The organism is Brachybacterium phenoliresistens (assembly GCF_000576425.1).
Classification (GTDB): domain Bacteria; phylum Actinomycetota; class Actinomycetes; order Actinomycetales; family Dermabacteraceae; genus Brachybacterium; species Brachybacterium phenoliresistens.
Genome location: NZ_KK069996.1, coordinates 91314 through 113111 on the forward strand (window position 1 = coordinate 91314; position 21798 = coordinate 113111).

Sequence of the window (21798 nt, forward strand, 5' to 3'; positions counted from 1 at the left end):
CGGGTCAGCCGCTCCAGGCGTCGGGGTCCACGTCCTCGGGCGCGATGGCGAGCATCGCGCCGATCTGCTCGGCGAGCACCTGCCGGATCATGAGCTCGACCTCCGCGGGCGTCGAGGCGCGGGTCTCGATCGGGCGGCGGTACAGGACGATGGCCGGCGGCTGGAAGCGGTCCGCGGGCACGAAGCGCCCCAGCGGCACCTGCTCGCCCTCCCAGGGGGCGGGGTCGCTCGCGGGGACCTCCTCGACCGTGACGCGGACGTGCTCGAGCCTGCGTCCGAAGCGGTCCAGGTGCGGGCGCACCGCATCGAGCACCGTCTCGTCGAACTGCTGCCGGCGTGACATGTATCCCGGAAGATGCGAGGGGATCAGATCATGCCGGAACCCCCGTCCGTGCCGGTCACGGCGCGACCGGCGGGCCGGACCGAGGGCGCCCGACCGGTTGTTCGAGGCGGCGGGAGAGTCCATGGCCGCACTCTAGCGCCCTCGCCCGCCCGGCCCTGGGCGCGCCGTCCCGCAGGGCCGGTCGGGCCTGCGTAGACTGCTGGGCGTGCCCGCTCGTGAATGCTCCCGGACGGCGTGCTCCCGACCTGCGGTGAGCACGCTGACCTACGTGTACGAAGACTCGACCGCCGTGCTGGGACCGCTGTCCCGCAGCAGCGAGCCCCACGCCTACGACCTCTGCGCCGACCACGGCCAGCGGCTCACGGCGCCCCGCGGCTGGCGGCTGATCCACGTCCCCGGCGGCGCCGGCGCCTCCGACGACCTGGTCGCCCTGGCCGATGCCGTCCGCGGCGGCGAGCAGCCCGATCCGGAGCCGGCCCCCGCCCCGGCGGGCGCCGCCCCGCGGCCCGGCGAGCGCCACCTCCAGGTCGTGCGGAGCAGCGGCCATGAGTGAGGGCGCCGCCCGCCGCGCGGACCTGAGCGGCATCGTCAAGGCCTACGACGTGCGCGGCACGGCGGGGGAGGACCTCACCGCGGAGGTGGCCCGCGCGCTCGGCGCCGCCTTCGTCGACCACCTCGGCGAGGACGCCCTGGTGATCGGGCACGACATGCGCATCTCCTCCCCGGAGCTGGCCGAGGCCTTCAGCGAGGGCGCGGTGCGCCGCGGCGCCACCGTCGCGTTCACCGGGCTCAGCTCGACCGACCAGCTGTACTGCGCGAGCGGCCTGCATCGGGCCGCCGGCGCGATGTTCACCGCCTCCCACAACCCGGCCCCGGACAACGGGATCAAGCTGTGCCGCGCCGGTGCCCGGCCCATCAGCCGCGACACCGGCCTCGCCGACATCCGCCGCCGCGCCGAGGAGTACCTCGACCGCGGGGAGATCCCCGAGCAGGGCGCGGGGCGCCGCGAGGACATCGACACGCTCGGCGACTACATCGACACCGTGCTGCGCCTGGCCCCGGTCCCGCCGGGCCGCCCGCTGCGCGTGGTCGTCGACGCCGCCAACGCGATGGCCGGCCTCACCGTGCCCCCGCTCGCGCAGCGCCTCGAGGGCGTCGAGGTGATCGGCCTGTACTTCGACCTCGACGGCACCTTCCCGAACCACGAGGCCAACCCGCTGGACCCGGAGAACCTGCGGGATCTGCAGGCGGCCGTGCTCGCCGAGGGCGCGGACCTGGGCCTCGCCTTCGACGGCGACGCCGACCGGTGCTTCGTGGTCGACGAGACGGGGCGCGCCGTCCCGGCCTCCACCATCACCGCGCTCATCGCGGAGCGGGAGATCGCCCGGGCCCGCGCGGCCGGGGAGGAGAGCCCCGCCGTCGTCGCGAACCTCGTCTCCTCCCGCCATGTGCAGGAGACGATCGCCGCCGCCGGCGGGCGGCGCATCCGCTCCCAGGTCGGCCACTCTCTGATCAAGGCGCTGATGGCGCAGGAGAACGCCGTCTTCGGCGGAGAGCACTCGGCGCACTACTACTTCCGCGACTTCTTCTTCGCCGACTCCGGGATGCTCGCGGCCCTGCACGTCCTGGCCGCGCTGCGCGAGTCCGACGGGCCGGCCTCGGCCCTCGTGGCCCGGCACGACCCCTACGCCGCGAGCGGGGAGATCAACACGCGGGCACCGGACCCGGCGGCGTCCCGCGAGGCCGTGCGCGCCCATCTGCTCGCCCGCGCCGCCGCGGAGGGCGCCGACCTCGAGATCGACGACGTCGACGGCATGACCGTCACCTGCTGGGACGACGAGGGCCCGGCCGCCGGGCGCTGGTGGCTGAGCCTGCGCTCCTCGAACACGGAGCCGCTGCTGCGGCTGAACGTGGAGGCCGCCGTCCCCGAGACCATGGAACGCATCCGCGACGAGGTGCTGGCCGTCGTGCGCGGCGAGCCCGGCCCGGCCGGATCCCCCGACCCCGCCTTCCCCGCGGCGGACGAGACCGACGCCTGGTCCGCGACTGCGCACCAGGACGATGCCGGCGCGGCCCCCGAGGCCGCGGCCGCATCGGCGGGTCCCGGCGACCGGCCGACCCCCGACGCTCCGGAAGGGGCCGATGCCATGACCGGGAACGATGCCCGCAGCGGTGCGACGGCCGGTGCCAGCGGCGCCGACATCCCCGACTGGGTGCGCGCACGGATCGTCTGCCCGCACTGCCATGGCGCGCTGGAGGATCGCCCCGGCACGCTGGTGTGCGCCTCCTGCGGCCGGGTGTTCACGGTCGAGGGCGGGATCCCCGTCCTGATCCCCGGCGATTGACCCGGCGCGTCCGCCGGCGATGCCGGCGGCTCAGGCGCTGAACGGCAGCGTCATCACCTGCTCGGCGTCCTCGCTGCGGCGCTCGCGGGCGCGCCGCAGCAGCGCCTCGTCCCGGCGGGAGCGCTCCGCGACCACCGCCTGCAGGAAGTCCTCCGGGTCCGTGCCCGGCGGCGGCGGGGGCGAGACCGAGGGCAGCACGCGGCGCAGCAGGTCCCGGGAGCGGGCCCGGCGCGATTCCGTCGCGAGCAGATGCGCCCGGGGCAGGTAACCGCGCAGCTCCTGCGCCAGGGCGAGGGGGAGGCGGCCGACATCGGCCGTCCGGACCCAGTCGGCGAGCTCGGCGGGGACCTCCGCGCGGCGAGGGATCGGGGCGCGCAGCCGCTCCTGCATCACCAGGGTGCCGGCCATCATGTCGCCCAGACGCCGCGAGCGGCGATCGATCACCGAAGCGGTCAGCGCCAGCGCCCCGGACGTGGACCAGATCTCGAGCATCGCCATCACGGCCCGCAGCAGGCTCTGGCGCACATGCACCGGGCCGCCGTCCTCGCGGACCACCCGGGTGCCCATCACGAGGCGGCCGATCGAGCGCCCGTCCAGCAGCAGCTCGCACAGCACCGGGTACCCGATCCAGGTGCTCACGGCGACCAGCACCACCAGGGCGGTGAGGATCCCGTCGTCCAGCCCCGTGGCCGAGCCGAGGAACGCCGTGGCGGCGGTCAGCCCCAGGAACACGAGCAGCTGGATCGCGCCGTCGATCGCGGCGGAGACGATGCGCGTCGCGAAGGACGCCGGCAGCAGGTCCAGCAGCACGGCCTCGCCGGTGACGAGGGCGTCCCGGCGCCGGGAGGGGGCAGCATCCATGCCCTCCAGTGTCCCAGCCGACGCCGATGCCCTCCATCGACGACCGTCTCGTCTCGCGCGGGAGGCGGCCGACTTTCGTCGCAGGTGCCCGCCGCGTCACCCGCCTACGCTGGGGCGCGTGGATACCGACGCCTTCATCGCCGTGCACCGCGAGGACTGGGACCGCCTGGATGCGCTGACGCGCCGGCGGGATCTGGACGCCGACGGCATCGACGAGCTGATCGCCCTGTACCAGCGGGTGGCGACCCAGCTGTCGACCGTCCGCTCGACCAACCCGGACCCGACCCTCACGGCGCGCCTGTCGATGATCCTGAACCGGGCCCGGCTGCGCATCACCGGGGCCCGGGTGCCGATGTGGGCGCACCTGCGACGCACCCTCTGGGACGACGTGCCCGCCGCGCTCTACGACGCGCGCTGGGCCGTGGCCCTGTGCGCAGGCCTCCTGCTGCTGTCGACGCTGGTGTCCGGGCTCTGGTTCGGTCTGGACGCGGACGCCCGCGAGGCCGTCGTCCCGGCCTCCCAGCAGCGGCTGCTGGCCCAGCGCGACTTCGTGGCCTACTACTTCCAGGGCGATGCGAGCGGCTTCGCCGCCCAGGTGTGGACCAACAACGCGTGGATCACCGTGCAGGCCGTGGTCTTCGGCGTCACGGGCTTCTGGCCGGTGCTCATGCTCCTGCAGAACGGACTGAACATCGGCCTGTCCGCCGGCGTGATGGCCGCCCACGGGAGCCTGGGCACGTTCTTCGTGTTCATCCTCCCGCACGGCCTGCTCGAGATGACCTGCGTGTGCGTGGGCGCCGGAGCGGGGCTGCGGATGTTCTGGTCCTGGGTGCGCCCCGGGGACCTGCCGCGCTCCTGGGCCCTGGCTCGGTCCGCGCGCGCCCTGGTCACGGTCGCCATCGGCCTGGTGCCGGTGCTGCTGGTCGCCGGGCTGGTGGAGGCCTTCGTGACCCCCTCGAGCCTGCCGGCGCCGGTGCGCCTGGGCATCGGCATCGTGCTGTGGGCCGGGTTCCTCGCGGTGGCGCTGGTGCGGGGACGGCAGGTCCACCGTGACGGGATGAGCGGGGACCTGTCCGAGGACATCGTCGGCGACCGGGTGGCGGTCGCGGCCTGAGCCGCCTTCCCCCGCCCCGAGGCCGTGCGCCTGCCGCTGCCGCTGGTCGATGGCCTCGGCACGGACCGGGCGATGCTCGCCGTCGCCCGGTATCCTCACACGTACAACTCACGGGCTCTGTCTCGGCACCTGCCGCGCATCCACGCCGCCCCCGCGGCGCGTGGTCGCCGCAGCACGAGAGGACCCTCCCAGGGCACATCCCGAGAGATTCGACGCCCTCACCGCCGCGCTCGTGCGCGGCGTGCAGGAACGCGACGGGCTGATCGGTCCCGTCCTTTCTCGGCTCCGCGGCGAGCAGGCCCGGCACCGACGCGGGCCGGTCGGACTCCCGGGATCCGCACGTCGCCGCCCGGGCCGCGACATCGCCGCGGCCCCCTCGACCCCGCGGTGGATCCGGGAGGAGCCGTGGTCGCCTCAGAGCCGTCCCGCGGCCTTGAGCCGGAGGTACTCGTCGGCCAGCGCCTGCGGCAGCGCCTCCGGGCCGGCGTCGACGACATGGGCTCCGCATCGGCTGAGCGCCTGCGCCGCCCCGTCCCGCTCCAGACCGGTGCGGGCGGCGGCCGCCGCCCGGTAGACGGCCTCGGCGTCGTCGCGACCGGCGGCGAGCGCCTCCAGAGAGGGGTCGGCGACGGAGGCGACCACCAGCGGGTGCGAGGCCGCCAGCCGGGAGGCCACCGGCAGCAGCCCCTGCTCGACGAGGGAGGGCTCCACCGGAGTCAGCAGCACCACCAGGGCATGGCGGCGGGTGCGGGCTGCGACCTCGGCGGCGACCCGCTCCCAGTCGGTCTCCACGAGGGCGGGCTGCACGGGCGAGGTCGCGGCGACCACGTCGTGCAGCACGGTGCGGGGGCTGGAGCCCGCCACCGAGACATGGGGGATCCGGTCGATGCACAGCACGTCCACGCGGTCCCCGGCCTCGGTCGCGAGCGCCGTCAGCAGGAGCGCGGCGTCCAGGGCGGCGTCCAGCCGCGGCTCCTCGCCGATGCGGGCGGCGGAGGTGCGGGAGGTGTCCACCACCACCAGCACGTGCCGATCCCGCTCGGGACGCCAGGTGCGCACGACGACGCTGCGCCGCCGGGCGGTGGCCCGCCAGTCGATGGAACGGACGTCGTCGCCGTCGACGAAGTCGCGCAGGGAGTCGAACTCGGTGCCCTGCCCGCGCTGATGCACCGCAGCCAGGCCCTCCAGCTCGCGCAGGCGCCGCACCCGGGAGGGCAGGTGCTTGCGCGAGGCGAAGGCGTGCAGGGCCAGCAGCGTCCCGGGCACCTCGGGCCGGGCGGAGCGGCGGGCCAGCCCCCAGGGCGACAGGGAGTCCACCACGACCGCGCGCGAGGAGTGCGGGCCGCGGCGGGTGGGCGTGAAGGTCTGGGCGACGGCGCGGCGCTCGCCGCCGGGCACGGTGAGGCGGGTGCGCTGCGCGGCCAGGCCCGCGGTCGGGTTCCAGGCGTCGCGCAGGTGGAGCACCGCCCGGCGGGTGCCGGGGTTGGTCACCAGCAGGCGACCGTCGGCGCTGCTGCCCAGCCGCACCTGGCCGGGGTTCTCCCGCCGCACCCGCAGGGTGCGGGGATCGGCCGTGCGCAGCAGGTCCGTGCCGATCAGCGCGCACCAGGCCAGGGCGCACGCCAGCAGCGTCCAGGCGCTGGGCCACAGCAGCAGGAACGGCGCGGCCGCCAGGGCGGTCAGCGCGCCGGGGACCGTCAGGGAGATGCGCACGACGGCCTCAGCGGGGGACCGGCACGGAGGCCAGGGTGGCGGCGAGCACCGCGGCGACCTGCGTGCCCTCGAGCTCGGCCTCGGTGGTCAGGCGCACCCGGTGGGAGAGGGTGGCCGGGGCCATCGTCTTCACGTCGTCGGGGGTGATGAAGTCGCGGCCGCCCAGGTACGCCCACGCCCGGGCGGTGCGCAGCAGGGCGATGGCCCCGCGGGGCGAGACGCCCAGCTGCAGGCTCGGGGAGCGGCGGGTGGCCCGGCACACCTCGACGATGTACTGCAGGACGGCGTCCTCGGCGCGGACCCGCGCGACGTCCTCCTGGGCCGCGTGCAGGGAGGCGGCATCGGCCACCGCGCGCAGCCCCGCCCCGGCGAGGTCCGAGGTCGAGAAGCCCGCCGCGTGGCGGCGCAGCACGTCCAGCTCGTCCTCCCGGCCCGGCAGCGGCAGCACGGCCTTGAGCAGGAAGCGGTCCAGCTGGGCCTCGGGCAGCGCGTAGGTGCCGTCGAACTCGATCGGGTTCTGGGTGGCGACCACGAGGAACGGCTCCGGCAGGGGCCGGCTGGCGCCGTCGACGGTCACCTGGCGCTCCTCCATGGCCTCCAGCAGCGCGGACTGCGTCTTCGGCGGGGTGCGGTTGATCTCGTCCGCCAGCAGGAGGTTGGTGAACACGGGGCCCTCGCGGAAGACGAGGTCGCTGGTGGCGTTGTCGTAGATGAGGGAGCCGGTGACGTCGCCCGGCATCATGTCCGGGGTGAACTGGACGCGGCGCATCTGGACGTCGAGCGAGGCCGCCAGGGAGCGGACCAGCAGCGTCTTGGCGACGCCGGGAACCCCTTCGAGCAGCACGTGGCCGCGGCACAGCAGGGCGACGACGAGGCTGGTCACGGCGGCGTCCTGGCCCACGACGGCCTTGTGGATCTCGGTGCTGAGCGCCGCCATGCGCTCGCGGTGGCGGGGGTCGGCGAGCTGCTCGGTCCCGGGGGCGGGCTGGTCGGTCATCAGGAGATCTCCTTCTCGAGGCGGTCCAGGTCATGGGCCAGGCGGACGAGCTCGCGGTCGTCGGCGACGGGGGTGGGTCCGAGCAGCCGGTGCAGCTGGGCCGCATCGAGCTCGGTGTGGGGCGCGAGGGCGTCGACCAGGGCGTCGCGGCGGGTCTCGCGGCGGATCCCCAGACGGTGCGCGAGCCGCGTCGAGGCGGCCGAGCGCAGTGCCCGGGCGGCGCTGTCCCGGGCGTGGGCACGGTGCATCAGCCGGCCGCGGCCGATGGTCAGCTCGTGGGCCCGCACGCTCACCGGCAGCGGCTCGACCACGACGGGGCCGTGGCGCCGGGAGACGGCCAGCAGCACGAGGGCGGTCACGACCAGCAGCCACAGGGCCAGCGGCGCGGCCCAGCCGGGGATGCGGTCCAGCAGCGTGGGGCCCAGCGAGGACATCGGATCCCCGGCGGAGGGGATGTACCAGCCCAGCCCCTGCGGATCGGCCAGGGAGTTCAGCGCCAGGGCGGGGGCGTCGAGGGTGCCGATCCGGTCGTTGGTGAGCAGGCTCGCCGAGCCCAGCACGACGACGCCGTCCGCGACCACGACGGCGCTGCCGTCGCCGTGGTCGAAGCAGCCCGCGGCCCCGTCGGGGACGGTGTAGTAGGTGTCGTGGCCGGAGACCTCGGCCACGGGCCGCAGCTGCAGGCTGCGGGCGCCGAAGGCGGCGGGGCCGCAGCCCGCCCCGGCCCGCAGGAGGGTCGGCTCGTCGGTGGTCCCGGCGGGACGCACCCCGGGGGCGAAGGCCGTGGCGGTCACGAAGTCGGGCTGGAGCAGCACCAGGCGGCCCCCGCCCTCCTCGCGGGCGGTGCGCAGCAGGTCGACCTGGGCGGCGCCGAGGAGGTTCGGGGCGGTGACCAGCACCGTGCCTCCGGCGCGGAGGGTCTCGGCGGCATCGGCCGTGCGCCGCTGCGGCGTGACCTCGGTGCCGAGGTCCTCCAGGACGCGGACGGCGGCCAGGGATCCCTGCGGGCTGGGGGCGTCCGGCTCGAGCGGCCCGTCCCGGTACGAGCCCCGCAGCACGGAGACCATCACGGTCGCCAGCAGGGCGAGGACCAGGACGGCGACGAGCAGTCCGTTGCGGGGCGGGGGCTGCTCCGCGCCGCCCTGCGAGGATCCGGCGGCGCCGGCGGCGGGCCCGCTCGTCGGGGCCGGGGCGAGGAGGCCGCCGGCGCTCATGCGTCGACCTCGGCGAGATCGGGCCGCGTCTGGGCGACGTACTCGACCAGGCGGACGGCGTCCTGCGCCGGCTTCGCGCCGACGGGCCGGCGCGAGTAGGCGGCGGTGTCGAAGGCCGCCGCGGCGTGCTCGAGGCGGCGGTGCAGGTCCGGGAAGGGGCGGGCGGCGCCGGCGGCGACCTCCCGCGCGGTCATGCCGGCGCTGACCTCGATCAGGGTGCGCTCGTCGAGGTCCCGCACCAGGGAGCGCAGGGCGAGGACCACCGCGTCGTCATGGCGCCCGGCATCCAGCGCGGTGCGGGCGCGCACGCGCAGCTCGGCGGCATCGGCGGTCTCCGCGGCGTCCAGCGCGGCGGAGACGCTCAGCGCCCCGGACCGGCGCAGCCATCCGGTGCGCCGCACGACCAGGGCGACCAGCAGGGCGAGGACCCCGGCGGCGAGGACCAGCAGCGCCCAGTGCACGGGGGTCGCCTCCGGCAGGTCGGCGGTGATGCGGGCGACGAGGCTGTCGAACAGGTGCAGCAGCCAGGCGACGAACCCGTCGCCGGTGCGGTACTCGTCCCGGGAGAGCTCCTCGAGGATCCGCCGCCGGGCCTCGTCCGGGTCGACGGGGCTCACGCCGCGGACCCCTCCCACGAGGCCTCCGCCGCGACGGCGTTCAGCTCGACGTCCCAGGCCTCATGGCGCATCCGGGTGTCGGCGTACAGCGTGGTGATGCCCGCGGAGAGGAACGGGGCGGTGAGGATGATGGCGAGGTAGGCGCCGAGCATCGAGATCACCATCATGAGGATCATCGCGGGGACCATCGCGGAGAAGTTCGTCGCCAGCAGGATCGCGATGTACACGATCGCGGCGATGGTGCCCAGCACCCCGGACAGCGCCTGCTGCGCCGCGAGGTAGAGGATGTACACGAGCGCCCCGATGCCCAGCACGCGCAGGGAGCGCCGGCCGCGGGTGAGGGCGAGGGAGCGGCGCAACGCCCCGATCGGCCCCACCGGCTCGACGGCCAGCGCCGGGACGGCCAGCAGCAGGCGGAAGGCGACGTACACCGTGCCCAGCAGCCCCAGGACGATGCCCAGCACGAACGGCGCGATGGTCCACCAGTGCGCCTCCTGGACGATCAGCAGCGGCAGGCCCGCCAGGATCGGCAGCAGGACCATGGGGATCGCGGAGACGATCGCGGTGAGCAGCCCGAGGAGGACGGCGGCCACGCCGCGGCGGCGCAGGAGGGCCCGCATCCCGGCCTGGGTCGCCGCGGTGCCGACGGCCTCGTCGATCGTGATGCGGGCCAGGACCAGCGTCACGAGCTGCGTGGCCACCAGGGACACCAGCGCCGCGGCCACGCTCGAGAGGATGATCGCGTACATCTCGGAGGGGGAGAACTCGACGCCGGACGCGGTCGGATCCGCGACGGGATCGGAGAGGACCTGCAGCTGCGTCATGGTCGGGATCATGCCCGCCCCCTGGAACAGGGAGGTCAGCACGAAGGCGATCCCGAAGACCACGGCGCTCAGCCCCAGCACCAGCCGGGGGCGCACGCGGTAGATCCGGACCGCCGCGCCGAGCACCTCGCCCAGGCCCATCGGCCGCAGCGGGAACATCGGCACGCGCGCCACGAGCTCGCGCTGCAGGGGGCTGCCGCCGGGCGGGGCCCCGCCGTACCGGCGGGGCGATGCGGCGGCCCCCGATGCCTGCTCGGAGGCGCCGGCGCTCCAGGGCGAGGGCGGGGCCTCCGGCTCCGGGGGCGGGGGCTGACCCGGGGCGGACCACGATGTGCTCATCGCTGCTCCTCCTCCTATGCGCGGGTGCGCGTCGGCGAACCTGACCCGTTCACCGTACGAGGCCGCCGACGGTGCCTCGATCCGACGAAGGTCGAGAGCGCGCCCGCCGCCGGTCGGCGCCTGCCGCGCCCGGGAGGGGGCCTGCGACCGCTCGGCCTCGCCCGATGGCACAATGAGGCCATGACGACGCCTTCTCGAATCCTCGTGGTGGACGACGACCAGGCCATCGCCGAGATGGTCGGGATCGTCCTGCGCGGCAAGGGCTTCGAGGTCGTGACCACTCCCGACGGGGCCTCCGCGCTCGAGGCCTTCGGGCAGGTGAGGCCGGACCTCGTGCTGCTGGACCTGATGCTCCCGGGCATGGACGGGATCGAGGTGTGCCGGCGGCTGCGCCGCGACTCCGGGGTCCCCGTGATCATGCTGACGGCCCGGTCGGACACCGCCGATGTGGTCGAGGGTCTCGAGGCCGGGGCCGACGACTACCTCACCAAGCCCTTCGAGCCCGACGAGCTGGTCGCCCGGATCAAGGCGCGCGTGCGCCGCTCGGACACCCCCAGCACCGAGACGCTCACCATCGGCGAGGTGGTGATCGACGTCGACGGCCATGTGGTGCGCCGGGCGGGGGAGGTCGTGCCCCTGACCCCGCTGGAGTTCGACCTGCTCACCCAGCTCGCCCGCAAGCCCTGGCAGGTGTTCACCCGCGAGGTGCTCCTGCGCGACGTGTGGGGATATCGCCACGCCGCGGACACCCGGCTGGTCAACGTGCACGTCCAGCGGCTGCGCTCGAAGATCGAGCGCGACCCCGAGAACCCGCGCGTCGTGGTGACGGTGCGCGGGGTGGGCTACCGCGCCGGCACCGAGGGCTGAGCCAGGGTGGTCCCGTCCGGCGAGGGCGATGCGGAGCATCGCAGGCTGGACCCGCGGCGCTGGTCGCTCGCCGCGCGGGTGGTCTCGGTGACCATCGTGATGGCGATGGTCTCCATCCTCGGGGTGGGCGCCTATCTCTCCTCCGTGATCGCCGAGGGACTGTTCGAGCAGCGCCAGGAGCGCGTCCTGGACGAGTCCGCGTCCCTGCGCTCCGGGCTCATCGGCCGCCTGCAGCAGTCCGTGGGCACCACCTCGACGCAGCAGCGCGACTCCGCGACGGAGTTCATCACCACGGTGCGGCAGGACAGCGACGGCTCGGGCCGGCAGGCGGCGCTGGTGCCCGTGGACTCCACCGGCGGCATCGTGCCGATCTCCACGGACCGCGACGTACTGGGGCTGGTGCAGGAGCAGGCCGGCGACGACTTCGCCGCCGCGATCACCGAGGAGCCCGACGCGCTGACCTACCGCAGCGTCGCCCTCGACGGCGAGGACGGCCGGCAGGAGCCGGGGATCCTGGTGGGCACGCGCGTCACCGTCCCCGGCAGCGGCAGCTACGACTTCTACCTCGTCTACTCCCTCGGCGAGGAGCAGCGCACCCTCGCCTTCGTCCAGCGGGTCATGATCGGCGGCTTCGCGGTCCTGCTGGCGCTGATGGTCGGGGTCGCCTTCGTCGTCTCCAAGCTCGTGACCGTGCCCCTGCAGAGGGCCGCCTCGGCCGCCGAGCGTCTCGCCGAAGGCGACCTGACCAGCCGTGTCGAGGTGCAGGGCGGGGACGAGCTGGCACGGGTGGGGGAGTCCTTCAACGACATGGCGCAGAGCCTCGAGCAGAAGGTGCAGGACCTCACCGAGCTGTCGCACGTCCAGCAGCGCTTCGTCTCGGACGTCTCCCACGAGCTGCGCACCCCGCTGACCACGATCCGGATGGCGACCTCCGTGCTCGAGGCGCGCCGCGAGGACTTCGCCCCCGAGATCGCCCGGACCACCGAGCTGCTCTCGGCCCAGGTGCGTCGCTTCGACACGCTCCTGGCGGACCTGCTGGAGATCTCGCGCTTCGACTCCGGCGCCGCCATGCTGGAGGCGCGGCGCGAGGACATGGACGCCCTGGTCCGCTCCGCGATCGACGACATCCGCCCGCTCGCCGGGAGCCAGGGCGTGGTGATCCGGCTGGACCAGTCCGGCGACGCCGATGCCGTCGTCGACCGCCGCCGCATCGACCGGATCCTGCGCAACCTGCTGACCAATGCGATCGAGCACGGCGCAGGGCACCCGGTGCACGTGCAGACCGGGGCGGACCACGACGCGGTGGCCGTGGTCGTGCAGGACTTCGGCCACGGCATCTCCCCGCAGGACGCCAGCCGGGTGTTCGAGCGGTTCTGGCGCGCGGATCCCTCGCGCGCCCGCACCCTGGGCGGCACCGGGCTGGGCCTGGCGATCTCCGCCGAGGACGCCCATCTCCACGGCGGCTGGCTGCAGGCGTGGGGCAGCCCGGGGGAGGGCGCCGTGTTCCGCCTGACCGTGCCGCGCCGCCCCGGGGCGCCGCTGCGGCGCTCCCCGGTGCCGCTGGAGCGCCCCTTCACCCTGGTCGAGCCGTCCTCCGGGGAGGGCGCCGCGGCGCCCTGCCCGCTGTCGGAGCCGGTCCCGGTGCGGCCCGACGATCTCCCGGTGATCGATCCCGAGGAGGACCGATGACGATCCGCCGCCCCGACCGCCCCGACCGCCCCGGCCACCCGCGGCGCTCCGTGCTGCGCGCGGGGGCCGTGACCGGGCTCGGCCTGCTCGCCGCGGCCTGCGCGCGCATCCCCACCAGCTCCCCCGTCCAGCAGCAGCAGGTCGGCTCCGGGGTGGTCCAGGACGCGCCCTACGTGCAGCCGCGCCTTCCGGTGCAGGGCGCCGCCCCCGAGGAGATCGTGCTCGGGTTCGTGCAGGCCGGGGTGGGGCCCGAGGACGACTACGGGGTCGCCCGCCAGTACCTCGCCCCGTCCGCCCGCAGCAGCTGGGACCCCACCGCGGGCGTGACTATCTATCCCGCCGGGATGGAGCTGGAGGTCGTGCGCACCTCGGACGTGTCCGCGCGGCTGACGGTGCAGGCCCTCGCCCAGGTCGATGCCCGCGGCATCCGCACGGTGCTCGGCGCGCCGTCCTCGCGCGAGATCGACATGCGCCTGGAGAAGGTCGACGGGCAGTGGCGCATCTCCTCGCCGCCGGACGGGATCTTCCTGTCCCAGGCCGCCTTCGAGAACCTCTTCACCACCGCGCGGCTCTACTTCCTGGACCCCCGGGCGGCGCACCTGGTGCCCGACCACCGGTGGTTCCCCGTGCAGCAGAGCGCCCAGAAGCTGCTGGTGCAGCTGGGGGCCGGGCCCTCCGAGGTGCTCGCCCCGGCGGTGCGCAGCGCCGTCCCCCAGTTGACCGAGCTCGCCGAGGTCACCCTGGCCCCGGGGGACGACAACACCACCCAGGTCGAGCTGCCCCGCGCGATCGACGACCTGCCCCAGTCGCAGCGGGATCGCGCCCTCGCCCAGATCCAGACCTCGCTGCGCACCCTGCGCGGGCTCAGCAGCGTGCGCGTGAGCATCGGCGGCGTGGTGGTCGACCTCTCCGCCGGGGACCTCAGCCGGCCGCTGCCGGGGCATCGGCCGATCGGCGCGGGGACCACCGGGATTATCTCCCTGGCCGACATCACCGCCGGCGCAGGCGCCGCGCAGCTGGTGCCCGCCCTCGCCGACGACGTCGTCTCCTCCCCGGCGATCGCGCAGTCGGGCCCGCTCGCGGCGGCCCTCGCGGCCGATGGCGGCACCCTCGTGCTCGCCTCGACCAACGGCTCCATCCCGCGCCGGGACGCGGCGCTGGGCGGAGCGCTGGTGGCGCCGCGGGTGGACGACGCCGGCTACGTGTGGACCTCGCCCGTCACCAGCGCCGGAGCGCTGCTGGCGCTGTCGGGATCCGGATCCGCCGCCGATGCCCGGGTGGACGCGCCCTGGCTCGCCGGGCGGGAGCTGCGGGCCCTGGACCTGTCCGCGGATGCGACGCGCCTGATCGTGCTCTCGGCGGACGAGAGCATCTCGCGGATCGACCTGTGCGCCGTGATCCGGGACGCCGCCGGGGTGCCGACCGAGCTGACCAGCCCGATCACCCTCCATACGGAGCTGGGCGATGTGACCCAGGTCAGCTGGTACGACGAGATCGAGGTGCTCGTGCTGGGCACCGCCGCGCAGAGCGGCGAGCAGCAGGTCCTGGTGCTGAACCTCCTCGAGGGCTCGGAGATGATGCCGGCCCCGCGCCCGGGGACCCTGCGCGTGGCGGGCACGGCCGTGTCCGAGGTGATCTGGGCGACCACCGAGGGCGGCGCCCTGCTGCGCACGAACGGCACCGGATGGTCGAGCGTCGATCTCCCGGCACGGGATCCCTCGTACTACTGATCCCGCCCTGCGACCGCTCCGACCTGCTGCGACCTGCACCCTCGAGTTGACCCTTCCTTTACCTGCCCTTGACGCGCTATGGTGAGGGTCCGGGCCCTGTCGGCCGCCGATGGGGGCGACCGCACCCCTGGAGGGAGCAGGAGCCCGGACGGATCAGGGGGTACGCGATGAGCACCATCGCCAGGACACATCGGATCGACAGGGGTGGGGAGGACCGGGGGCTGCCCCGGCCCGGCAGGAGGCGCGTGCTCGTGGGGGCGGGGACCGTCGGGCTGTCGCTGGCGCTGGGCACCGGCGCCGCGCACGCCTCGCACTACCCGTCCCGGGGCTGGAGGGGCACCGAGGTCGCGGCGATCCAGCGCCGCCTGTGGGAGCTGAAGTACTGGTGCGGCGCCGCCGACGGCTCCTTCGGGCACCTGACGCAGCAGGCGGTCTGGGCGCTGCAGAAGGCCGCCGGGCTCGCGCAGGACGGGGTCGTCGGCCCGAACACGCGCAGCGCCCTGGACCGGGGGGTGCGCCCCAGCCGCAGGATCACCTCGGGGACCGGGATCGAGATCGACGTCGGCCGGGACCTGATGATCTTCACCTGGAACGGCGGCCTGTCGTACATCATGAACACCTCGACCGGCAGCGGGGAGCGCTACTACTCCGGAGGCCGGTGGAAGACCGCCTACACGCCGCTGGGGGACTACCGCGTCTTCCGCCGGTACAGCGCCGGCTGGCAGAGCGGCTCCCTGGGAGACCTGTACCGGCCGATCTACTTCTACAGCGGCTGGGCCATCCACGGCTCGTACTCGATCCCGCCGTACCCGGCCTCGCACGGCTGCGCCCGGGTCTCGACGGCGTTCATGAACCGGATGTGGGACCGCGGCTGGTGCGTGGACGGCCGCCGGGTCCTCACCTACTGAGCTCCCGCCCGACCTACTGAGCTCCCGCCCGCTGATCGCGGCGAGCTCCCGGAGCTGACCGTCGGCGCACCGTGCGCCGGCGGCGCGCCCCGCCGAGGCGGCGCCGCCCGCCGACGGCGGGCCGCGCCGCCCCGGGCTGCTCCTCCCCAGCGCCCCGTCGTCCCCAGGCGCGAGCGCGCGGGCCGCCGGCGCGGTTCCCTGGAGCCATGGATGCGCGCGAGGTCGTCACGAGGATGCTGCGGGACCTGTGCGCCCTGGTGATCCCCCTGGAGTGCCCCTGCGGCCAGGAGGGGACGCTGCTGTGCCCGTCCTGCCGGACGCTCCTCCAGGCCGGGGCGCAGGAGGTGCAGTCGGTGTGCGACGCCCTGCAGATCGTCGCCGCGGCGCGGGTGCGGGAGCGCTCCGGAGCCCCGCCCGAGCCGGTCGGCGTCGACTACCGCTCCCCGTTCCCGGTGCTCGCCCTGGGGGAGTACGCCGGGGCGCTGCAGCGCCTGGTGGTCCAGTGGAAGAACGGCGGCGCCCTCCTGCACACCGGCGCTCTGGCGCAGGCCCTCGCCCCCGTCGTCCGCGACATCGTCGGGAGCGAGGACCCCGCCCTGTACCGCCTCGTGCCCGTCCCCTCGCGCCCGGGGAGCCGGATCCGGCGCGGGGAGGACCACATGGCGCTGCTGGCCCGCGCCCTGTCCCGGCGCACCGGGGTGGAGGTCCTCACGGTGCGGGGCTCGCTGAGCGGGTCCCAGGCGGGCAAGGGCGCGCGGCAGCGTCGCCGGCGCACCTTCCGCGCGGCCGGCGCCGCGGCGGCGCGCGATCGGGGGCGCGATCCCGCACGCGGCCCGGCGCCGGACCACCCGCGGGTGATCCTGCTGGACGACGTGGTCACCACGGGCTCGACCCTGCGCGCCCTCCACGAGGGATCGCCGGCCGGGGCCGCGGCGGTGGCGGCGGTGGTCGTCGCCTCCGCCCGCTGGCCGGCCCCGGTGCGGCTGTGAGAGACCGGATCCCGGAACCTGGGAGTGATCTCCTGCACAGGCCCAGCCGTTCGTGGCATGCTGGCCTGACTCGATACGACGAGTGCCCTCGAGAAGAGGAGGTGGTCCCCCACTCAGCGCCATGGCGGCCGGGCGGAGAGCGGCCGCGCCGAAGATTCCGAGGAGGACCTCATGGAGATCAATGTCGTCGGACGCCATATGGACGTCCCCGAGCGTTTCCGCCGCCACCTGGAGGAGAAGCTCGACAAGGTCACACAGCTCGCCCCGGCTGCGCTCCGGGTCGATGTCGAGATGTCGCACGAGAACAACCCGCGTCAGAGCGAGCTCAGCGACCGCGTAGAGCTCACCGTGCACGACAGCGGGTCCATCATCCGGTCCGAGGCCCGGGCCGACGATCTCTATGCCGCGCTGGACGTGGCCTACGGCAAGCTCCTGGAGCGGCTGCGGCGCGCCCGCGACCGCCGCAAGGACCGTCACCGCGGCAAGGACCGCTCCCACCAGACGTCCGTCGCCTCGCTGCGCACCCTGCCGACGCATCCGGACCTCGCCCAGGACGCCGGCGCCGAGAGCACCCCGAGCACGGCGCCCGCAGCCCCGGAGCCGGAGCCTGCCGCCGAGGACGTCCCGGACACCGGCCTCAGCCCCGTCGTGATCCGCGAGAAGAAGCACGTCGCCGAGCCGATGAGCATCGACGACGCGCTGTACCGGATGGAGCTGGTCGGGCACGACTTCTTCCTGTTCATCGACGCCGAGTCCCGCAACCCCAAGGTGGTCTACCGCCGCAAGGGCTGGAGCTACGGAGTGATCGAGCTGGACGGCCAGCTCGAGGACGCCTGATCCCCTGACGAGCCCGGGCGGGAGGCACGCGCATCGCGGCCTCCCGCCCTCGCTGCGCCCACCATCCGCGACCCCGGAGGACCCGCCCGCATGACCGAGACCCTCTCCTGGGCGCAGGCCCGCCGGATCGCGCTGCGCTCCCAGGGCATCGGCCCGGCCCGCCGGACGGTCGTGCCCGGCCCCGCCGCCAGCCGGCGCGCCCTGGACCGCACCCTCGAACGCACCCACCTGCTGCAGATCGACTCCGTCAACGTCTTCGCCCGGGCCCACCACATGCCCGTGTTCACGCGCACCGGCAGCTGGGACACCACGGTTCTCGAGACGGCGTCCCGTCCCGGCCCCGGACGGCGCGTCCGCGAGGCCCTCGCGCACGAGGCCGCCTATGCCACGCCCGCGGTCCACGCCCTGCTGGCCTTCCGCCGCGCCCGGGCCGCGCACCGCGACTGGGGCGCGGTCCGCCGCGCCGCCGAGCAGTCCCCGCACCTGTTCGAGGGGATCCTCCGGACCATCGCCGAGCACGGCCCCCTCAGCGCGGCGGCGATCTCCCGCCACCTCGGCGACCACGATCGCGGAGAGGGGTGGGGCTGGCGGCGCACGGAGAGCCAGTGGGCGGTCGAGTACCTCTTCCGCTCCGGGGCGCTGGACTGCGTCGGGCGCAACGAGCGCTTCGAGCGGCTGTACCTCCCGGCCCCGGAGGCACCGGACGGCCCCGTCGACCCGGGCACCGATGCGGCTGAGGACCCCGCCGCGGTGCTCTCGCTGACCTCGCTCGCCGCCCGGGCGCTCGGCATCGCCGATGCCGGCGCGATCGCGGACTACTTCCGCCTGCGGGTCGGGGAGGTGCGCCCGGCGATCACCCGCCTGCTGGCCGACGGCGAGCTGCGCGAGGTCGAGGTCGGCCTGCCGGAGGGACCCCGCCGCCTTCTGCTGCACCGCGACGCGCCCCAGGGCTCCGCCCTGCGCGGCGCCGCCCTGGTGAGCCCCTTCGACCCGATCGCCTTCCATCGGCCCCGCCTGCGGGAGCTGTTCGACGTCGACTACACCATCGGGATCTACACCCCGGCGCAGCGCCGGACCACCGGCTACTACTCCCTGCTCCTCCTGCTGGGCGACCGCATCCCTGCTCGGGTGGACCTGCGCTCGGACCGGTCCCGCGGAGTGCTGGAGGTGCGCGGGACCTACGCCGAGCCCGCCCTGCGCACCCGGGCCCGCGAACGCCCGGGGGCGGGGACCATCGCCGGGGCGCTCGCCGCCGAGCTGTCCCGCGCCGCGACCTGGCAGGGGCTGGAGGAGATCGAGGTGCTCACGGGCCCGGGCACCGGGGACCTCTCCGCGGCCCTGCACGCGGAGGTCCGTGCGGCGTCCGCGGCGGGCATCCCGTCCTGACGGGGGACGGACCGGGCTCACGCCCAGGCTCGTGACGACTACGATGTGACAGGCATGAACCGTCCGGCGAGACGTTTCCAGACGAAATGGGAGTACCTGTGGTCAACCTCTTCGACAAGATCCTGCGCGCGGGCGAGGGCCGAGAGCGACGGAAGCTCGAGTCCATCGCACAGCGGGTGGGTGAGGCCGAGGACGTCTTCACCGAGCTGAGCGACGAGGAGCTGCGCGAGGAGACCACGCGCTTCAGGGCCCGCCTGGAGGACGGCGAGACCCTCGACGACATCCAGGTCGAGGCGTTCGCGGCCGTGCGCGAGGCCGCCCGCCGCACGCTCGGCCAGCGTCCCTACGACGTGCAGGTGATGGGCGGCGCCGCCCTGCACCGCGGGCGCATCGCGGAGATGAAGACCGGTGAGGGCAAGACGCTGGTGGCGACCCTGCCCGCGTACCTCAACGCGCTCGCCGGCAAGGGCGTGCACATCGTCACGGTCAACGACTACCTCGCCACCTACCAGAGCGACATCATGGGGCGCGTCTTCCGCGCCCTGGGCCTCACCACCGGGGTGATCACCTCCGGCCAGACCCCCGAGCAGCGCCGCCGGCAGTACGCGGCCGACATCACCTACGGCACCAACAACGAGTTCGGCTTCGACTACCTGCGCGACAACATGGCGCTGTCGCCGAAGGACCGCGTCCAGCGCGGGCACTTCTTCGCCATCGTCGACGAGGTCGACTCGATCCTCATCGACGAGGCCCGCACGCCGCTGATCATCTCCGGGCCCTCGGGCGCCGACGCCAACAAGTGGTACGCCGAGTTCGCGAAGGTCGTGAAGCTGCTGCGCCGCGACCGGGACTACGAGGTCGACGAGAAGAAGCGCACCGTCGGCATCCTCGAGTCCGGCATCGACACGGTCGAGGACCACCTGGGCATCGACAACCTCTACGAGTCCCTGAACACGCCGCTGATCGGCTTCCTGAACAACGCCATCAAGGCGAAGGAGCTCTTCAAGCGCGACAAGGACTACGTGCTGCTCAACGGCGAGGTGCTCATCGTCGACGAGCACACCGGCCGCATCCTCGCCGGCCGCCGCTACAACGAGGGCATGCACCAGGCCATCGAGGCCAAGGAGGGTGTGGCGATCAAGGCGGAGAACCAGACGCTGGCCACGATCACCCTCCAGAACTACTTCAAGCTCTACGAGAAGCTCTCCGGCATGACCGGCACGGCCGAGACGGAGGCCGCCGAGTTCATGAACACCTACGAGCTCGGCGTCGTGCCGATCCCGACGCACAAGGAGATGCAGCGCATCGACCAGGCCGACAAGGTCTACCGCACGGAGAAGGCCAAGTTCGACGCGGTCGTCGAGGACATCGTCGCGCGGCACGATCGCGGCCAGCCGGTGCTGGTGGGCACGACCAGCGTGGAGAAGTCGGAGTACCTCTCCAAGCTGCTCACCGCCCAGGGCGTCCCCCACGAGGTCCTCAACGCCAAGAACCATGCGCGCGAGGCCTCCATCGTCGCCATGGCCGGTGCGAAGGGCGCCGTGACCGTGGCCACCAACATGGCCGGCCGCGGCACCGACATCATGCTCGGCGGGAACGTCGAGTTCATGGCGCACGCCGCCCTCGAGGAGCGCGGCCTGGACGCCCAGGCCGATCCGGAGGCCTACGAGGCGGCCTGGGACGAGGCCATCGAGAACGCCAAGGAGCAGGTCAAGGAGCAGCACGACGAGGTCGTCGAGCTCGGCGGGCTGTACGTGCTGGGCACCGAGCGCCACGAGTCGCGACGCATCGACAACCAGCTGCGCGGCCGCTCCGGGCGCCAGGGGGACCCCGGCGAGTCCCGGTTCTACCTCTCGCTCCAGGACGACCTCATGCGCCTGTTCAACGCGGGCATGGCCGAGTCGCTGCTCTCCCGCGGCGGCGTCGACGAGTCGATCCCGCTGACCGGACGCGTCGTCTCCGGGGCGATCCAGCGGGCGCAGACCTCGATCGAGTCGCGCAACGCGGAGATCCGCAAGAACGTCCTCAAGTACGACGACGTCCTGACCAAGCAGCGCAAGAAGGTCTACGAGGAGCGCAGCCGCATCCTCGACGGCGAGGACCTCACCGAGCACGTGGACCGCTACATCGACGAGGTGATCGGCGGCGCCGTCGACGCGGCGACCAAGGGCCGCAACCCCGAGGACTTCGACCTCGAGGAGCTGTGGGGCGCGCTGCGCTCGATCTACCCGGTCTCCATCACGGCCGATGAGCTCATCGAGGACGTCGACGGCAAGGAGAACCTCTCGGCCGCGCATCTGCGCTCGGAGATCCTCGCCGACGCGCGACTGGCCTATGACCGGCGCGAGGAGGAGCTCGGCGAGGACGCCCTGCGTCAGCTCGAGCGCCGCGTCCTGCTGTCGGTCATCGACCGGCGCTGGCGGGAGCACCTCTACGAGATGGACTACCTCAAGGAGGGCATCGGCCTGCGCGCCATGGCCCAGCGGGATCCGCTCATCGAGTACGAGCGCGAGGGCCACCTCATGTTCAACGACATGATCGCGGGGATCAAGGAGGATGCCGTCGGCTACCTCTTCAACCTCGAGGTCACGGTGCAGCAGCAGACCTCCGTCGTCCCCGATGCGGTCTCCAAGCTCGTCACCTCCGTCGGCGCGACCGCGAAGGCCGCCGCCGATGCGGCGGCCGCCCCGCGGGCGGCGCAGGAGGACGGCGCCGCCTCGGACTCCGCGGCCGAGGAGGCCGAGACGCCGGCGGCCGACGGCGAGGAGCCCTCGGCGACCGATGAGGACCGCCGGGCGCCCGAGGTCGTGCTGGAGGCCAAGGGCCTGGACGACGGCCCGAGCGCAGGCCAGCTGCGCTACTCCTCCGCCGAGGCCACCGACGCGCAGGACGAGAGCTCCCTCTCGCGTGCCGAGCGCCGCCGCCGGGCCAAGGCCGAGCGTCGCAGCCGCAGCGCCGAGCAGCGCGGCACGAAGGGATCGGGGAGCGCCCGGCGCGGACGCTGACGCGGTGCGAGCCGCCGCGG

Annotated in this window: 18 protein-coding genes; 11 read left to right on the forward strand and 7 right to left on the reverse strand. The window is 74.3% G+C overall.

Translation table 11 applies throughout. The annotated features are described in order from the left end of the window. Window positions 1-4 precede the first annotated feature (4 nt). Window positions 5-343 (reverse strand): metallopeptidase family protein, encoded by a 339-nt coding sequence (locus tag BF93_RS11800; RefSeq protein WP_232226354.1) that lies wholly within the window; start codon window positions 341-343, stop codon window positions 5-7. Window positions 344-593: 250 nt separating this feature from the next. Between BF93_RS11800 and BF93_RS11805 the strand changes: the two genes are divergently transcribed. Further along, a complete protein-coding gene (locus tag BF93_RS11805) occupies window positions 594-896 on the forward strand; it encodes a DUF3499 family protein (protein WP_425546773.1) in 303 nt (100 codons plus the stop codon). Then, the gene (locus BF93_RS11810) at window positions 889-2688 is read left to right on the forward strand and encodes a Trm112 family protein (RefSeq protein ID WP_038372868.1); all 1800 of its coding nucleotides are present in this window, start codon (window positions 889-891) and stop codon (window positions 2686-2688) included. Before BF93_RS11805 ends, BF93_RS11810 begins: the two co-directional genes overlap by 8 nt. Before the next feature lie 30 nt (window positions 2689-2718). On the opposite strand, the gene BF93_RS11815 is transcribed toward BF93_RS11810, so the two are convergent. Then, window positions 2719-3549: an RDD family protein gene (locus BF93_RS11815; RefSeq protein WP_038372869.1), complete on the reverse strand. Its 831-nt coding sequence runs from the start codon at window positions 3547-3549 to the stop codon at window positions 2719-2721. A 118-nt stretch (window positions 3550-3667) separates the two neighbouring features. Between BF93_RS11815 and BF93_RS11820 the strand changes: the two genes are divergently transcribed. Next, on the forward strand, window positions 3668-4663 hold the full coding sequence (locus BF93_RS11820) for a stage II sporulation protein M (RefSeq protein WP_038372870.1): 996 nt from the start codon (window positions 3668-3670) through the stop codon (window positions 4661-4663). Window positions 4664-5077: 414 nt separating this feature from the next. On the opposite strand, the gene BF93_RS11825 is transcribed toward BF93_RS11820, so the two are convergent. From BF93_RS11825 to BF93_RS11845, 5 genes are read right to left on the reverse strand one after another with little or no spacing between them, the layout of a single operon-like run. Then, a complete protein-coding gene (locus BF93_RS11825) occupies window positions 5078-6376 on the reverse strand; it encodes a DUF58 domain-containing protein (protein WP_038372871.1) in 1299 nt (432 codons plus the stop codon). 7 nt (window positions 6377-6383) lie between these two features. Then, on the reverse strand, window positions 6384-7373 hold the full coding sequence (locus BF93_RS11830) for an AAA family ATPase (protein ID WP_038372873.1): 990 nt from the start codon (window positions 7371-7373) through the stop codon (window positions 6384-6386). Next, complete coding sequence (locus BF93_RS20235) at window positions 7373-8587, reverse strand: DUF4350 domain-containing protein (RefSeq protein WP_038372874.1); 1215 nt, start codon at window positions 8585-8587, stop codon at window positions 7373-7375. The genes BF93_RS11830 and BF93_RS20235 overlap by 1 nt, the downstream gene beginning before the upstream one ends. Beyond that, the gene (locus tag BF93_RS11840) at window positions 8584-9204 is read right to left on the reverse strand and encodes a DUF4129 domain-containing protein (RefSeq protein ID WP_038372982.1); all 621 of its coding nucleotides are present in this window, start codon (window positions 9202-9204) and stop codon (window positions 8584-8586) included. Before BF93_RS11840 ends, BF93_RS20235 begins: the two co-directional genes overlap by 4 nt. Then, a complete protein-coding gene (locus BF93_RS11845; protein WP_038372876.1) occupies window positions 9201-10367 on the reverse strand; it encodes a hypothetical protein in 1167 nt (388 codons plus the stop codon). The genes BF93_RS11840 and BF93_RS11845 overlap by 4 nt, the downstream gene beginning before the upstream one ends. 180 nt (window positions 10368-10547) lie before the next feature. On the opposite strand from BF93_RS11845, the gene mtrA reads away from it, so the two are divergent. The 8 genes from mtrA (at window position 10548) to secA (ending at window position 21778) form a co-directional block, all read left to right on the forward strand. Beyond that, entirely contained in the window at window positions 10548-11234 is a 687-nt protein-coding gene (gene mtrA, locus BF93_RS11850; protein ID WP_038372877.1) for an MtrAB system response regulator MtrA, read from the forward strand. A gap of 6 nt (window positions 11235-11240) precedes the next feature. Next, complete coding sequence (gene mtrB / locus BF93_RS11855; RefSeq protein WP_038372878.1) at window positions 11241-12923, forward strand: MtrAB system histidine kinase MtrB; 1683 nt, start codon at window positions 11241-11243, stop codon at window positions 12921-12923. Next, window positions 12920-14653 carry an LpqB family beta-propeller domain-containing protein gene (locus tag BF93_RS11860; protein WP_038372880.1) on the forward strand — a complete coding sequence of 578 codons (1734 nt, stop codon included), beginning with the start codon at window positions 12920-12922 and terminating at the stop codon, window positions 14651-14653. Before mtrB ends, BF93_RS11860 begins: the two co-directional genes overlap by 4 nt. A 167-nt stretch (window positions 14654-14820) precedes the next feature. Further along, window positions 14821-15561, forward strand: coding sequence for a L,D-transpeptidase family protein (locus BF93_RS11865; RefSeq protein ID WP_084148508.1), 741 nt, complete (start codon window positions 14821-14823; stop codon window positions 15559-15561). Window positions 15562-15767: 206 nt separating this feature from the next. Beyond that, window positions 15768-16550 carry a ComF family protein gene (locus tag BF93_RS11870; RefSeq protein ID WP_232226357.1) on the forward strand — a complete coding sequence of 261 codons (783 nt, stop codon included), beginning with the start codon at window positions 15768-15770 and terminating at the stop codon, window positions 16548-16550. A 171-nt stretch (window positions 16551-16721) separates the two neighbouring features. Continuing rightward, window positions 16722-17387, forward strand: coding sequence for a ribosome hibernation-promoting factor, HPF/YfiA family (gene hpf, locus BF93_RS11875; protein WP_038372881.1), 666 nt, complete (start codon window positions 16722-16724; stop codon window positions 17385-17387). Window positions 17388-17477: 90 nt separating this feature from the next. Beyond that, the gene (locus BF93_RS11880) at window positions 17478-18773 is read left to right on the forward strand and encodes a winged helix-turn-helix domain-containing protein (protein WP_038372882.1); all 1296 of its coding nucleotides are present in this window, start codon (window positions 17478-17480) and stop codon (window positions 18771-18773) included. A 98-nt stretch (window positions 18774-18871) separates the two neighbouring features. Beyond that, window positions 18872-21778 carry a preprotein translocase subunit SecA gene (secA, locus tag BF93_RS11885; protein ID WP_038372883.1) on the forward strand — a complete coding sequence of 969 codons (2907 nt, stop codon included), beginning with the start codon at window positions 18872-18874 and terminating at the stop codon, window positions 21776-21778. The last annotated feature ends 20 nt before the right edge of the window (window positions 21779-21798 follow it).

Coding starts and splice junctions, on each gene's coding strand:
- BF93_RS11800 (WP_232226354.1), bottom strand. CDS start 343: ATGTCACGCCGGCAGCAGTTCGACGAGACGGTGCTCGATGCGGTGCGC.
- BF93_RS11870 (WP_232226357.1), top strand. CDS start 15,768: ATGGATGCGCGCGAGGTCGTCACGAGGATGCTGCGGGACCTGTGCGCC.
- BF93_RS11845 (WP_038372876.1), bottom strand. CDS start 10,367: ATGAGCACATCGTGGTCCGCCCCGGGTCAGCCCCCGCCCCCGGAGCCG.
- BF93_RS11815 (WP_038372869.1), bottom strand. CDS start 3,549: ATGGATGCTGCCCCCTCCCGGCGCCGGGACGCCCTCGTCACCGGCGAG.
- BF93_RS11830 (WP_038372873.1), bottom strand. CDS start 7,373: ATGACCGACCAGCCCGCCCCCGGGACCGAGCAGCTCGCCGACCCCCGC.
- BF93_RS11810 (WP_038372868.1), top strand. CDS start 889: ATGAGTGAGGGCGCCGCCCGCCGCGCGGACCTGAGCGGCATCGTCAAG.
- BF93_RS11865 (WP_084148508.1), top strand. CDS start 14,821: ATGAGCACCATCGCCAGGACACATCGGATCGACAGGGGTGGGGAGGAC.
- BF93_RS20235 (WP_038372874.1), bottom strand. CDS start 8,587: ATGAGCGCCGGCGGCCTCCTCGCCCCGGCCCCGACGAGCGGGCCCGCC.
- BF93_RS11880 (WP_038372882.1), top strand. CDS start 17,478: ATGACCGAGACCCTCTCCTGGGCGCAGGCCCGCCGGATCGCGCTGCGC.
- hpf (WP_038372881.1), top strand. CDS start 16,722: ATGGAGATCAATGTCGTCGGACGCCATATGGACGTCCCCGAGCGTTTC.
- BF93_RS11860 (WP_038372880.1), top strand. CDS start 12,920: ATGACGATCCGCCGCCCCGACCGCCCCGACCGCCCCGGCCACCCGCGG.
- mtrA (WP_038372877.1), top strand. CDS start 10,548: ATGACGACGCCTTCTCGAATCCTCGTGGTGGACGACGACCAGGCCATC.